We start from the raw sequence: 14,627 nt of genomic DNA on the forward strand, positions 1-14,627 counted from the left end.
CAGAGGAAATTGAGGGATTTTTTTTTAAATTTTTAAATTAATTAAACAAGGGATGGGCGTATTAAAATTCTTAGGGAAATCTGGAAAGGCGATTTATTTTCAAAATCAGGACATAGAAGGATAAAGGAAAGGGTGAAAATCTTGAATCAATCTTTCAGATAAACCCCAAGGTTTTCAAACCCTTTCCTATTCCCCCTACCGGTCCTATTTTTCCCAACCGGGGAAAATCCTAAGCCGGACCTGGTGACCCACTTTTATCCGGTGTTCCGGAAACACGATCCTTCATTTCTTTTTCCGGAAAAAGGGTTCCCTCCTTTTCATTGGGAAGCCGATCCACTCCCTGTTGAATGGCAGTCTCCTTATCCAATGACAACAAAAAATCGGCCAATTTTTCTGCCGCGGAATAGGTAAACCTTTTTGAAAAATGATCCGGCATCAGACTTTTCCCTCCCTTTTGAGCAGGGAAGCCCGGTACGATAAAAGAACTGGGGTTCATGATGGATTCAATGACATATTCTCTGGGGTTCCTGGCATGTGCGGTACCTTTTTGAATCGCTTCCTGGTATTCTGGGGAAACAATTCGCCGGGCAGCGTTCTCTCCTTCAATAAGCAACGGACCCACCACACCGATCTTTGCAAAATCGACCGTTGGAATTCTATGACAACCCGCACATCCCATGCGTTCGATCATATCCAGGGTGGAATCGGAGTCATGTGCAATCTGATCCGGGTTAAACCGGGTTTTGACAGCCACCCCATCCGCCCCATCCTTTGGGCGTTCAGGAGGGGGAATAAACTTTTCGTAAGCGGCCTGAATTTCAGCAACCGATGGGGGATCAAACCCTTCCCTAAAAAACAACCAGGTGTCCACAGCAATGAGTTCATTAATGGTCAACCCAATGGGGGGTTTATGAACCACCATCATCGGACTCTCTTTATCCTTTGTTCCCGGAACACCAAATCCCTCCACAACAAAACAAGAGGGACAGGCATGAGATTCAGCAATATATTCCGTTGCGGTAGTGGCACGACCGCTTCCAGCAAAGGATTCCAACTGAACAAAATCGGGTTTTAAGTACCGGGGATCCTTAACCCGTTCCAAAGCCCTTTTGGCTATTCCAATAAGATTTGGAGCTCGGTCCCCGATATCCCCCGCATTAAATGTGTGGCAAAGGGGACATTGCCCTTTACCGATGCTTCTCTCTCCAATTCCCCGGTTTTTCCCAAAAATAATCTCCTTTCCCATTTCCGCAATTTCCTCAACGGTTTTACCCTTTAAACCCTCTACACCACCGGGTTTCCCATCATCTTCTCCCCGGATCTGGGGAAGCCAGTTTGCATAACTCGCAAAAGCGCCGGTCAGTAATATGAAAAACCCAGCGCTCACCAAAATCATCCGAACACGGATAAATTGAAACCCAAGGAACATCACAAAAACAGCTCCAAATAAAATACTCAATGCCAAAAATCCCTGTGTCATATCTGCCCTCCTTTCCCCCAAACCCCTGGGGAGAAAATCATTTTTAAGGAAAACACCCCTGACCTTAAAACCGTCATTCCCGCAGGCCTTAAGCGGGAATCCATTACTGTCATACCCGCCGTTCTTAGGCGGATATGACAGTTTAATTTGCCCAACTGTTGGAACTAAGCCCTAGTTTTTGATCCCCGTATCCGGATAAAGAGGAGGCCCATTGGTACGAAATGGATTTCTCGCCGTCTGCAGATTGTATTTTTTCCCATGGATGGTGATATTTGCTGGAGGCGCTGGATGATTGACCCTCAATTCCACGGGTTCTTCAATAGCAGGGTTTAGAAATTGGTAGGTGGCGAAAAAAGTAAAAACAGGAACCAATGTAAACACCACTCCACGGCTGATTTTGTTGATCCGGGTTTGGCCTTGAAGCATCGTAAAAAATGGCTGTTTAAATTCGGTCCACCCTATTTCGGTAGATGAGACATAAAGGAAAATCACTATGGTGACCAGTCCCATATAGGTGTATAGAAGGCTGGATGGAATGGGTGGGTGTAAAACAAACTTTAAAACAAAAAAAGTGACAAACCAGATTAAAATACCCTGGCCAAAAACAGGGATTTCTTTCCCCATTTTTTTTAGGAGAAATTGCCCCAAAACCAAGACCATAAAAATAGCTGCCAGAACCAATAGAAACTGAACTGGCATAAAACCGTGGATCCAAAAAGAATCTAAGATTCTCATGGCTGCCCTCCTTTGGTTTTACGAAAAAAAAAGGCCGAGCGATGTCCCCCATCGCCCGGCCTTTTCACTTTCCCTCACGCTCTCTGGAACCATCTCTCGTCATGGTCCAACTCCATGAAGGTTCTTCCATTGATTCTCCGCTATTCCCTTACTCCCTTAAAAAGGAGCAAACCACATACCACAACCCACAGGGATGTGAGAAAATAGTTAATCCATTGATTTATCAATTCTTTTCCATGGGAAATTTTATTTCCATTCCCGTTTTTGCTTAAAAACATGACAATTAAATCCGCTGTTGTGGAACCCTAATATCCCTTAAGGGTATTTAAGTGCCTAGGTTTCATTAAAAAAATCCATAACCAGTATTTTTTATTAACACCTCATAATGAAACTTTTCAAAAAGAAGGAAGTGATTTTTTCCCAACATTTTTGCTAAGATAGGGCCATTCAGGCGACACCACCTCTCTTTTCCAAAAATATGGAATTAAAAACGATCACCAAATATTTTCTGATTCAAATTCCCGGGTGGATTGTTGCCGCGATCCTTCTGTTTTGGGGATGGCGATTGACTTGGGTTCCCGCACAATGGGCATTGGGGATATTTGCAGTTTGGGTAGCGAAAGACTTTATTATTTATCCCCTGGTCAGAATCGGTTATGAAATGAATACCAAAACCGTTATAGAACATTTAATAGGACAGCGCGGGATAGCAAAAGAAATTTTAAATCCCAAAGGTTATGTAGAAGTTCGGGGGGAATTATGGCAGGCTGAGATTGGGACCGGTAAAGAAGCAATCCCTTCCGGAAGGTCGATTATTGTTACCACGGTGAGGGGAAGCAGGTTAATTGTTTCACCCGAAGACATTAGGCCAGAACTTCAATCTTCCCCACCCAACAGTTAAATTCTGGGTTGTAAAACCTCCCTTTTTTTAATCAAGAGAATCACCCATTTACGATTTAAAAACAATCACCTTTCCCTCCTTCCCGAGGGCCCTTCCCCAGACTAAAGTTTCTACCATTAACTTGAATAAGGGTAATTGTGTCTTGTTAAGGGGGCCAGCCAAACCATTAAAGTGTAAGGAAAATGGGGCATCCCTGTTGCTTCGTTTCTTTACCCCTTGTTTTTAAATCAATTTTTTTGCCACAAACCCCTGTTTTTTTAATTTGGATTGAAAGGAAATCCTGTAAATGGAAAACGCTGAAAATCGGAGAGGGTTTGTTCGCGTCCCGGTAGAACTATCTGTTCTCTACCGGGTCCTGAATTTTGCCCCCACAGAAGAATTCGAGAAAAAAGAGAAAAACTTCTTTCAGAAGTTTTGTATTCCCAGCCCCGATTTTTGAGAAAATGGGTTGCGGTCCCGTGACGACATGGATCCAAAATTACTGGAACTGCTCCAATGTATCGATTGGAAATTGAACTTTATTATTAAAATTTTAAACAGTGAACAGGAAACCGCGGTTTTCTCTCGGTCCGCATTTATTGAAAACCTAAGCGCCACCGGGATGAAATGTTTAACAAAAGAATCATATTCCTCTAAAACCAAACTTGAAATTCAACTCATTCTTCCCATTATCCCCTATAGTGAAATGAGAATTACAGGTGAGGTGATTCGATGTGTCCCAAGGAAGGGAAATGCGGACTCAACCCCTGAATTTGAAGTTGGAATGGAATTCGAAACCATCAAGGAATCAGACCGGGAAATGATTATCCGTTATGTTCTAAATCGGCAAATGGAATTACAACGGGAAAAACTTCGATAAATAAATTTTAAAAGGAAAAACTAAATGGATTTGGCAACCGTTATCGGATTGTTTTCAGCCACCTTTCTAATTATGTTTGGAATTCTCTCAGGGGGGAGCCTGATGATTTTTTGGAACGCCCTTCCCTTCTCATCGTCATCGGAGGAACCATCGGAGCTACACTCATCAATTATCCCCTGAAGGATGTGGGGTAGTCATCGTCGCAAAAAATGCTTTCTTTAATAAACTAAAGCCCCCTATGGCCCTCATTAAAACCCTGGTGGACCTTTCCGGTAAAGCCAGAAAAGGAGGGATATTGGCTCTGGAATCCTCCATCAAGGAGGTCGGGGATCAATATTTCGCAAAAGGGTTGCAACTGGTTGTGGATGGTATAGAAATTAATTCAGTTCGAAACGTTTTGGAAAAAGATATTGAATACTCTTCGGACCGGCACAGATTGGGGGCGGAAGTTTTTGTCACCATCGGAACCTTTGCTCCGGCTTTGGGTATGATCGGAACATTGATCGGGTTGGTGCAAATGCTCCAAAACCTTGAAGACCCTAGTCAGATCGGACCCTCAATGGCGGTTGCTCTCCTCACCACATTTTACGGGACCCTGGTGGCCAACCTCATTTTTCTTCCCATCGCAGGAAAGCTGAAAACACGAAGCAAAGAAGAAATGTTAGTCAAAGAACTGATCATGGAAGGGGTCATCTCCATTGCTTCAGGAGAAAACCCCCGCATTATGGAACAAAAGTTACAATCTTTTATCCCTCCAAAAAGCCGGAAAGGTTCTGGATAAACCCTCCCCCCTATAGGCCAAAAAGAAAAAAAATGAAGAAGAAGGTCCGGTGGGTGATATTCGGGTCATGATGGTGGCCCTGAACCTTATTCTTTTGGTCTTTTTTGTTTACATCAACTCCATAGCCACTGAAAGCGTCATCAAGACCAAAAAGGCGTTAAGTTCTCTGATGGGAACCTTTAGCATTCTTCCGGGTGGTTTACAGATCACACCAGGGAAGGATCTTTCCGCCCCCGGAGGTCCGATCAGTATACCGGGCAAAAGTAGAACAATATTCAGAAAACTCATAGAAGAAATTCTCCGAGAAGAGAAACTGCCAAAAGATGTGGAAATAATTAATCGTGGAAATGATTTGGTTATTCATCTCTCGGATGATGTTTTGTTCCCTCCCGGAAAGGGCCAGCTTCACAGCCAGGCAAAACAATTTCTTAAAAAAATTGGCCCCGTTCTTAAGAAATCTTTTTGGCCCTTAATCATTGAAGGACACACGGATAATCGACCCATTTCAACCAAAGAATTCCCATCCAATTGGGAACTCTCCGCTGCACGTGCCACTTCCGTATTGCGTTTTTTCTTGGAGGAATATTCCATCACCCCGGAACGGTTAACCGCCGTTGGCTATGGTGAGTATCAGCCCTTCTTTCCTAATGATTCATCGGAAAACCGAGGAAAAAACCGCCGGGTCAACATCATCATCGTCGGAGCTGGTTCAGCCAATGGCTAAAAAGGATAAAGGCGGGGAGGAAAAATTTGATCCCAATGCATGGATGAACACCTTTGCCGACCTTCTCACCCTTCTCCTCACATTTTTCGCTCTTCTTTTCTCTATGAAATCCATGGACAAGGGGAAATTACAGGAAGTTCTCGGACACTTTAGGGAGGGGGGAATTTCGACCCAAGAGCTTGGCGCGGGGAACCCGGTTTCAGAACCGGAAATCATTGAAAAATTTATCAAGGTAAGACCCCCCACCTTGTCTCCCAGCCAGATCAAAAAACTACTGTACAGTAAGGGAGGAAAAAGAATCTTTCAAGTCTCAACCGATTTGCGGGGAATTGTCATTCGACTACCCGATTCCGTATTATTCAGTTCGGGGAACTCCAAAATCCAATCCCAGGGTTACCCTTTGTTAGACGAACTGACACAACTGCTTCAACAAATTCCTAACCAGGTCAGAATCGAAGGACATTCCAATAGCCTGGGAACAGAACATCCCAGTAATAATTCCAACTGGGAACTTTCCCTGGAAAGGGCGGTCACCGTTTTGAACTACCTGCTTCAAAAAGGAGATTTAAATCCCGAGCGTTTTTTCATAGCAGGATATGCGGATACCCGCCCCATCGTTCCAAATAATAGCCCCCAAAACAGGGCACGTAACCGTCGCGTGGAAATGGTCCTTCTTGAAAAGCAAAACTCTTTTTTCTCCAGGAGGCAATAGGAAGAGAAGGGGTAAAAATTAGTTTCCAAAAACCAAAGAGACCGTAAAAATAAATTTCTTAACCATCGTCCTTACAAAAAATACCCACCCGTTAATTTCTATGTTTTTTTAAACCCATTTATGTGGAAAAAAAATTCCGGGTAGCTAGATAATCACTCAAACTAGCTTTTCACCCTATCCCCATCCCAGTCTGAGATTCCAATTTATCATCAACACATTTTTTCCTGAAATAATGACTTTTTTCTCTTTTCTCTGACATTTCTTTCATAAAAACTAAATTCCTGGTGTAAATCTCCCCTGACCGTTTAAGGGCAATCCATATTAAAAACAATAAGTTATACTTTTTTTTCCTTTTTATAAAAAAAGGGAATTTAAATTGCTTTGAATTTAAAATCAAAATTGGAGGAGAATCAATTTAGATCCCTGGACCCCCCCCACATAAATTCACTTTCTTGAGAGGAGCAAACATGGGAAAAGAATATCTTAAGCTATAATAACTGTTTAAAAAATAAGGGTAGTTTATCTGAAAGGAAACACAACCATCTTTTCTTTTGTATTCACCCGCCAAAAGAAGGGATTGATTCAATTTACTTTACAAGGGTAGGATTCAGGCGTATTTTGGCTTGCGCTGAAAATATCTTAAAGATAATTGCCCAAACCGTTTACCGAAACCTGCTTATGAATTCCCTGCGAAGTCTCTCCTCTCTTATTGTTCTTTTCGGTTCGATCATATTTACCCCCCTGAGTTCTCATGCCCAGGAAAATCAAGCCGCTCCCCCTTTATTGGGCTATGACCTTTACCTTTCTAAAGGGGTTTCGGCCCTTAATCAAAAAAAATACTCCCAAGCGATTCAAGATCTCACTGAAGCTTTAAGGGAAAAAACCAATGACCTCGACGCAACCTACTATCTTGGGGTGGCCTTGAACAAAGCGGGAAGAAACCAAGAAGCTGAAACCAACTTAAAGAAGGTGCTGAAGCTGGACCCTTCATATGGGCGGGCTCATTTTAATTTGGGAATAGTGGAATACGAATTAAAAAAATATCCAGATGCGCTTCAAAATTTACAGCAAGCCGAAAAAGAAGACCCGGGTAACCCCCTTATTCCCTATTACCAAGGTCTTACTTACCACCATAGAGGAGATTATGAGCGGTCTTCTCCTAAATTTCTGCGGGCCGCAGTCCTTGCTCCGGATCTAGGACTAACCGCCCATTATTACGCAGGAGTAGGTTTTTATCACCGCGGTTTAGTGGAGGAAGCCAGGGATGAACTCCAGGAAGTAGTCAGGATTGACCCTGCCTCAGAGGTCGCTCGATCCGCCCAAGAATTTTTGAAAAACTTAGAACCACATAAAAAGAAAGCAAAACCCTGGGATGTCACCTTAAGCACAGCCTACCAATACGACAGCAATGTGGTTTTACTTCCCGGAGGATCCCCCCTTCCTACAGGAATTTCTCAACAGCACGATCACCGGTTTGTGATATTTGGACGGGGGGGTTACCGAATCTTTGAAAGGTCTCAATGGTCCGGAGGAGCAAGTTATGATTTTTACCAAAGCTTTCACACGGAACTCAATGCATTTAATGTCCAAAACCATGGGGGATCGGCATTTGTCCAGTACCATCAGAAAAGATGGCAGTTGAGAATCCCCTATAAATTTAATTTTGCATTGGTAGATGGGGATTCTTTTCTTTTGTCTCATACCATCAAACCGCTCCTGACCATAAAAGAAACCCCAAGATTAAAAACCTACCTCTCTTATGGTTTTTCCTCCAAGGACTTTAAAAATACATCTTCCTTTTCCACAAACTCGGATCGGGATGGAAACAATCATCTTGCGAGTATCACCCAATCAGTGGGATTTGCTAAAACCGGACGGATTCGGATGGGCTACACCTACGATCGCGAACTCACTGGGGATTCCCCTACCCAGGATGATTGGGATTATCAGGGACATAAGTTTTTTGGGGCACTTCGTTTACCTCCTTTCAATGGACTGACTTTTGATATGGGAATCGATTATACCCATCAGGATTATAAACACCCCAACTCCTCATCTCCCACCCAATCCGAAAGGGAAGACAAAATTCAGACCTATAATGCCAATCTCGCCAAAACCCTGGGGAAATGGGTTACCGCTACGGTCCAATATATCTATGATAAAAACGATTCAAATCTTCCGGTATTTGATTATGACCGCCATATTGTCTCGGTTATTTTTTCAGGGGCCTTTTAGGGAAAAGGGGAACAGATGAAATTAAAAGGTATTTTTCTCATATTTATCGGTTCATTGATTGTCACGGCTTTTTGTGGAGATGCCAAGGGTCAATCCTCTGGAATGATTGGAAACGTGACCGCAGTCCAACGGGAGGCCCATGTCATTCACCCCGGGCAATTGAATATTGAATTGGTGAAATTAGGAGGTTCGGTGCTTTTTAAGGACCTTTATGAAACCAAAAAAGAAGCCAAACTGAAACTGCTTTTTGAGGATGACAGCATTTTAACACTGGGGGAGAATTCTCGTCTGGAAATCAACGAAAACATCTTTGATCCAGACCAAGGAAAGCGAAGTACGGTTTTAAATTTGGTCAGCGGATCCGTCAGGGCTCTGGTTGGAAAATTCTTCGGAGGTCCCGATTCAAGGTTTGAGATCCATACCCCCACTGCAGTGGCCGCAGCCCGGGGAACCTATTTTATCGTTTGGAACGAAAAAGATAAAAAAGGGTTAAACGAAAAAGGTTTAACCGGGATTGTCAATATTGGGTCAAAGGGCTTGGTCGAAGCTAAAAACGAAAATTCAAAAATAAAGGGATCTGTTTTGCTCGGCGAAAATCAATACACAATGGTGGAAGAGGGAAAATCCCCCACTCCAGCGGCTCCCATTGATTTAAAGCTATTAGGAAATTTACTTGTAAAAACAGAAATCAAAGATCAGGTCGCCCAGGAAATACCCAAGGGAACGGAAGCTCCGGGATCTGACGTTTCCATGGAAACGGTGACCTCTCTGCCCGGACAAAGAGGAGGAACCCAACAGGCGTTGTTGCAAGAGGGAGATTTTGAAGATTCGGATTTTTCAGGTCCGGTGGAGGGTGAAGAAACAGGGATTCCACCCACCCCCCCTATACCACAAGTGCCAACTGAGGGAGGCGGGGGAGGTGATACCCATGTAACGGTCACGGTGGATTTTCCATAAAGCTGGAAATTTTTTGATGGGATTTTTTTTAAAAAGAAAAGGTTGTTAAAATGATGCTTCGGTTGTCTCAAAGATCAGTTCCAATATATCTGCTGATTTTTCTCTTTTTAACCGCTTGTGGTTCTGGGGGACCAGAATCAGGAAATACCACTCCCGTGAACGTTTCCCTAAAAATTCCGTCCAAAAACCTACCCTCCTTAGCATCAGAAAAATCTCAATCCTTTGCTCCCGCGCCAAATTCAGTTTCTTCTGTCAGCCTCCAGGTAACCAATCTAAGCGGACTATTACTGGACCTAAGGGATTCCGTTGGAAACATAGTAAAAACTGCAACGGCCGATGTAACGCCAGGGCAAATTGTTACCTTGGATGTAGTCGTTCCCTCAGGCGACCAACGAATTTTTATTGCTCGTGGACTGGATTCAAATGGAAATGTTTTATTTCAAGGGCAAAGTGATCCGGTTGACCTAATTCCCAACGTCCTAACCCCGGTCACCATTTTTGTTACAGATGTCTCCCCAACCAACTTTATCCTGACGCTTCTTAAATCCGGTCTTTCCGGTCCGGTACCTGCTCCCAATATAAGAGTATTCCTCAATGATCCGGTTACTGGAAATCTCATCGAAGACTCAACCACAAATGCCAGTGGAATTGCTGATTTCGGTGAAATTGGAACCACGAGAATTTCGTTTTCCATCCTTAACCAAGGTTCCACCTCACTGGAAATCGACTTCAATGATCTCTTTACTTTTATGAATGTTCGTTCCGGATCTTACACCCTAATGATTAATACCTTTGATTTTAATCTTCCTCCGCTTTTGACAGTAGACGTAAATCTGACAAATCTTCCAACAGGAACAGGCTTTGCTGAGCTATTCACAGGAGGCTTTCAAAATGAATTCTCATTCCCAAGCAATACGGTGGCAAGTTTTCCGGGATTTGAAATTGATCAAATTCAGTCAGATCTAAAGTATAGTTTAATTGGAAAAGCCATTGATCGAACGGGGGGAATTCTTGGGTGCGGGTCTTTGGTTGACCTGGATCCCGATCCCATAAATACCTTCCAATCTTTTTCCACCCCCGATAATCCGATTTTTATCCCCTTCGATGCTTCCGAGCCTGTAATTCCATTGGACATTAACATCTTTAGAAAAGGGGTTGTCTTTCGCCAATTTCAGACATCAATTTCAAATCCCATCACTGAAGGAGGTTTTGAATTGTGTGAGATTTCTGGTGCGGAGGGTTTTGAATTTCGTGTCGGGACATTCGAAACCCCGACACTGTCTTCGAAGACTTTGAGTCAAATTTCCTCCACTGCCCCAACAAATTTCAATTTTAACCTTCCCGACCTTTCCATTGATACCCTGTCCAGAGATCTAAGTGAAAATGTAATCTCCTGGAGCCAGTCAGGAGCGGACCTTGGTAAACTTGATCTTGCTCTGGTAAATTTTCTTTGGGAAGCAGCGAATAGCGACAACAATTGGGAACTCGTTTTAGACCCGCATTCCACAACAACCCTAACCCTTCCCACTCTTCCTCCAGACCTTGCAAATCTTCTTCCCCCAAGCACGGGAGTAGATGTCTTCCTTAGTTTAAATGGCCTGGACAGCGTCAACGGTTTTGATGATTTTATTCAGAAAACAAGTAATGCAGGGGGAGATTTCAATGTATTTAAGGTTGGCGCAACAGAAACCGTCGGAGTGGAACGGTCCATCCCTTTAACAAGTACCGTCACAATAACACTCACTGGGACCACACGGACCGATATTGGGGGTGTTTTGTTATCAATTGATTACGATGAAACTTTGGTGTCTTTTTCAGGAGCTTCTCCGCTAGGAATTTGGTCCTTGGACACAGCCAATGGAGTTAAAATTGATGGGAATCAGGTCACTATCGGAATTATTGCTCCTCAAGGGTCCCCCGCGGGAGATTTTCTGGAATTAAATTTTGATAATAACGGGACGGGAATCCCCTCTGGGGGAACATATCCTATTACTTCTCTTAAAGTCACCGATATTAATGGGCAGGATATTACTTCCCAAGTGGGTACAAGCGTTTCTGTCACAAATCAATAAGGTCAAAATCAAAAAATGAAATTAAAACCCCACATCCCTCCCCGATGGAATCTTTTTTTCCTTTTGCCCCTATTTATTTTTACCTTAACGTTTTCCCCAATGGGGGACCCCTCTTCTCGAAATTCTCAGGCAGCCCCTCTTTCACGCATCATTCTCACCATCGAGCTTTTCGGCCCACCTGTGATGGGCGCAGTCTCTTTCATCATCGAATATAACAATCAAATAGTTACATTTGAGAGCGTCACTGCCGCCGGTTCGGCTTCTGGAGCGATGGTGATGCCGAACTCAAAACCTGAAAAAGGGTGGGTAAAAATAGGCTTAATCAAAGCCGATGGGTTCAGTCCCGGAACGGTAATGACCTTGACTTTTCAGGTCATTGGTTCCGGTGCCCCGGATACGGAAGCCTTTCAAATGTCAGCGCTTGACGTAAAAGATCTCTCCGGACGGACAGTTCAAACAGATCAAGTGCTAATGTCAGTAACCGCCGGTCCTTAATTTTCCAAGTGGGAAAAAGATGAACCCCATAACTCAAAAGAAAGCAGTACTTCCTTTTCTCTTTTTTATTCTGACATCGATGGTTTGCCTGCCGAAAATCTCTTATGGGTTGGTTGGAGATATTGCCCCTCGAGGCGCCCCAAATGGAATAGTAGATATGGGAGACGCCTTAATAGGGCTTCGCATGGTCGTAGGACTCGAGCCGCCGCCCACTCTCCAGGAATTGCAGGATGGTGACGTGGCCCCTCTCCTTGTTGATGGCAGTGGCCAAGTGGTTGTGGATGCCAATGGGCAGGTGGTTTCCAACCCGGACGGCCGAATCGGAATCGGTGATGCGGTGGTCATATTTCGGGCTGCCATGGACTTCATTGAATTGCATGTTGTTGACCCATTAGGGTCTCCCCTGTCCGGTCACACTGCAACACTTCTCCCGGATGGTCAGGTCCTGGTTACCGGTGGTGAGGATAACAGCGGTCCCACGGTCAAAGTACAACGTTTTGATCCAAACACGCGGACGTTCAGCGACTTTGGAACCGGCTTGTCCACCCCTCGGGCCGAGCATACTGCAACGCTCCTGCCCGATCAAGACACACTCCTGATAGCAGGGCGGGATACAACTAATACCCTTACCCTCACTTTAGAGAAAATCCGACTCACTGACGGACAGGCAACTTTAATCACCCCTACCGTAGCTTCGCTGCTCCAGGGGCATGGAGCGGTACTTCTTTCAGATGGCAGTCTTCTCATCACGGGAGGCCAAAATGCCTCCGGCACTTTTTCCAACGCTGATATTTTTGACCGAATCAACGAAACCATTACCCCGGTACAACCCATGTCAAGCCCACGGTTTGATCACACCTCAACCCTCCTCCCGGATGGAAAAATGCTCATCACCGGCGGACAAAACGGTTCAACCATTCTTTCCTCTGCCGAGATTTTTGATCCCTCCACCGGATCCTTTAATCCCATAGGAAACAGCATGCTGGTCGAGCGAAGGGGCCATACCGCAACGCTTCTCCCCGATGGGAGTGTTTTAATTTTAGGTGGAGAGAATTCATCCGGTGTAACAGATACGGCAGAGATCTTTGATCCGAATACCGGAAACTTTACAACGATTATGAATACATTAAGTTCACCCCGTTACGGGCATACGGCCACATTACTCTCCGATGGGAAATTATTGATCATCGGGGGAAATGATGGGACAAGCCCATTGGCTTCTACTGAATTTTTTGATTTTGGGTTAATGGATTCAACTTCCCCTGTCGTTAATCAGATAATCCCATTCAATGGAGAAACAGGAGTAGATCCAAACGATGCATTGAAAGGGGGAATAATCCGTTTTTCTGAACCCATCCGGGTCACCACTCTTTCCGGAAATTCCTTCTCGGTAACAAACGAAACTACAAAATCAACCGTTCCAGGATTAGTTACTCCGGGAGAATCTGGCCTTTTAGCTTTTTTTTCGTCCTTTGACCCACTTGATCCCGGAACAACCTACACCATTAAACTCACAACTGGGATTACGGATACTTCGGGAAAACAGTTGGCAGGAAACCAGGCGGATGGTTCTTTCAACAGCAGTTTTACAACCATCCCCCTCACAGTGTCCTTTGATCTGGCCAGCTCCAGCGGAGATGAATCGGTTACGCCTGCCAATCTGAGCGTCTCATTGTCTGTGGCAAGCAGTCAGGCGGTGAGCGTGGACTATGCAGTTACCGGTGGCACCGCCTTAGGATCAGGAACCGATTATACTTTAGCCGCCGGTACACTCACCTTTCCAGCGAGCTCTACCTCTCAGAGTATTGCCGTCACCATCGTCGATGATCTCTTGAATGAACCCGATGAAACCATCGAAGTCACGCTCTCCAACCCCGTGAACGCCGGACTCGGGGCCACAGTCCTTCATACCTATACGGTTGTTGATAACGATATCCCGGAGGCTAACACCTCCACTGTGGTTGCTTCACCTACCAGCGTACCCGCCGATGGGGACACACAATCCACTATTACGGTTACTGTTTTGGATTTCAATAACAACCCCATTTCAGGAGCTACTGTGACATTAAGCTCAAACCGTGGAACAGACAATATTTTCCAACCCACAGGGACCACGAATGCCAACGGTCAGATCACAGGGTTTGTCTCCTCCACTCTGGCTGGCGATGCCGTTATCAGCGCTACCATTAACGGTGCGGTCAATGTGGTAGATACCGCAATAGTTACTTTTACCGTTGCCTCACCTGATCCCAACACCTCCACAGTGGTGGCGGCACCCAGCAGCGTGCCTGCCGATGGGGACACACAATCCACTATTACGGTTACTGTTTTGGATTTCAATAACAACCCCATCTCAGGAGCTACGGTAACATTAGACTCAGACCGCAGCACCGATGTGGATGCGATTTTCCAGCCCGTTGGGGCCACTGATGCCAACGGTCAGATCACAGGGTTTGTCTCCTCCACTCTGGCTGGCGATGCCGTTATCAGCGCCACGGTTAATGGAACAATCAATATTAATAATATGGCTACAGTGAGCTTTACTGTAGGGGATCCCGATCCCACTAGGTCAACTGTTGTGGCCGCACCCATCAGCCTGCCTGCCGATGGAGATACCTCCTCCACCATTACCGTCACCGTTCTCGATTTCAATAGCAACCCCATCTCAGGAGCTAC

The 14,627-nt window shown here is 44.8% G+C and carries 12 protein-coding genes; 10 read left to right on the forward strand and 2 right to left on the reverse strand.

The features are described from left to right. Positions 1-229 precede the first annotated feature (229 nt). Positions 230-1,480 (reverse strand): nitric oxide reductase, encoded by a 1,251-nt coding sequence (locus VGB26_14900; GenBank protein HEX9759062.1) that lies wholly within the window; start codon positions 1,478-1,480, stop codon positions 230-232. Between the two features lie 171 nt (positions 1,481-1,651). After that, positions 1,652-2,215: a hypothetical protein gene (locus VGB26_14905; GenBank protein HEX9759063.1), complete on the reverse strand. Its 564-nt coding sequence runs from the start codon at positions 2,213-2,215 to the stop codon at positions 1,652-1,654. A 478-nt stretch (positions 2,216-2,693) separates the two neighbouring features. On the opposite strand from VGB26_14905, the gene VGB26_14910 reads away from it, so the two are divergent. From VGB26_14910 to VGB26_14955, 10 genes are all read left to right on the forward strand, one after another. Next, positions 2,694-3,116 (forward strand): NfeD family protein, encoded by a 423-nt coding sequence (locus tag VGB26_14910; protein ID HEX9759064.1) that lies wholly within the window; start codon positions 2,694-2,696, stop codon positions 3,114-3,116. Positions 3,117-3,564: 448 nt separating this feature from the next. Further along, a complete protein-coding gene (locus VGB26_14915) occupies positions 3,565-3,975 on the forward strand; it encodes a PilZ domain-containing protein (protein ID HEX9759065.1) in 411 nt (136 codons plus the stop codon). 238 nt (positions 3,976-4,213) lie between these two features. Beyond that, a complete protein-coding gene (locus tag VGB26_14920; GenBank protein ID HEX9759066.1) occupies positions 4,214-4,756 on the forward strand; it encodes a MotA/TolQ/ExbB proton channel family protein in 543 nt (180 codons plus the stop codon). Positions 4,757-4,805: 49 nt separating this feature from the next. After that, a complete protein-coding gene (locus VGB26_14925; GenBank protein HEX9759067.1) occupies positions 4,806-5,480 on the forward strand; it encodes an OmpA family protein in 675 nt (224 codons plus the stop codon). After that, positions 5,473-6,192, forward strand: coding sequence for a flagellar motor protein MotB (locus VGB26_14930; protein HEX9759068.1), 720 nt, complete (start codon positions 5,473-5,475; stop codon positions 6,190-6,192). Before VGB26_14925 ends, VGB26_14930 begins: the two co-directional genes overlap by 8 nt. Positions 6,193-6,810: 618 nt before the next feature. Further along, entirely contained in the window at positions 6,811-8,427 is a 1,617-nt protein-coding gene (locus VGB26_14935; protein ID HEX9759069.1) for a tetratricopeptide repeat protein, read from the forward strand. A 15-nt stretch (positions 8,428-8,442) separates the two neighbouring features. Beyond that, on the forward strand, positions 8,443-9,384 hold the full coding sequence (locus VGB26_14940) for a FecR family protein (GenBank protein ID HEX9759070.1): 942 nt from the start codon (positions 8,443-8,445) through the stop codon (positions 9,382-9,384). 50 nt (positions 9,385-9,434) lie between these two features. Then, positions 9,435-11,456: a hypothetical protein gene (locus tag VGB26_14945; GenBank protein HEX9759071.1), complete on the forward strand. Its 2,022-nt coding sequence runs from the start codon at positions 9,435-9,437 to the stop codon at positions 11,454-11,456. A gap of 15 nt (positions 11,457-11,471) precedes the next feature. Next, a complete protein-coding gene (locus VGB26_14950; GenBank protein HEX9759072.1) occupies positions 11,472-11,951 on the forward strand; it encodes a cohesin domain-containing protein in 480 nt (159 codons plus the stop codon). Positions 11,952-11,970: 19 nt separating this feature from the next. After that, a partial coding sequence (locus VGB26_14955; protein HEX9759073.1) for a kelch repeat-containing protein occupies positions 11,971-14,627 on the forward strand: 2,657 nt, incomplete at its 3' end.

The organism is Nitrospiria bacterium, assembly GCA_036397255.1.
Classification (GTDB): Bacteria; Nitrospirota; Nitrospiria; order DASWJH01; family DASWJH01; genus DASWJH01.

Bases quoted from the DNA above. Each gene is read 5' to 3' on its own strand.
- VGB26_14920 (HEX9759066.1), top strand. From the start codon at position 4,214: ATGGCCCTCATTAAAACCCTGGTGGACCTTTCCGGTAAAGCCAGAAAA.
- VGB26_14940 (HEX9759070.1), top strand. From the start codon at position 8,443: ATGAAATTAAAAGGTATTTTTCTCATATTTATCGGTTCATTGATTGTC.
- VGB26_14900 (HEX9759062.1), bottom strand. From the start codon at position 1,480: ATGACACAGGGATTTTTGGCATTGAGTATTTTATTTGGAGCTGTTTTT.
- VGB26_14950 (HEX9759072.1), top strand. From the start codon at position 11,472: ATGAAATTAAAACCCCACATCCCTCCCCGATGGAATCTTTTTTTCCTT.
- VGB26_14905 (HEX9759063.1), bottom strand. From the start codon at position 2,215: ATGAGAATCTTAGATTCTTTTTGGATCCACGGTTTTATGCCAGTTCAG.
- VGB26_14945 (HEX9759071.1), top strand. From the start codon at position 9,435: ATGATGCTTCGGTTGTCTCAAAGATCAGTTCCAATATATCTGCTGATT.
- VGB26_14910 (HEX9759064.1), top strand. From the start codon at position 2,694: ATGGAATTAAAAACGATCACCAAATATTTTCTGATTCAAATTCCCGGG.
- VGB26_14930 (HEX9759068.1), top strand. From the start codon at position 5,473: ATGGCTAAAAAGGATAAAGGCGGGGAGGAAAAATTTGATCCCAATGCA.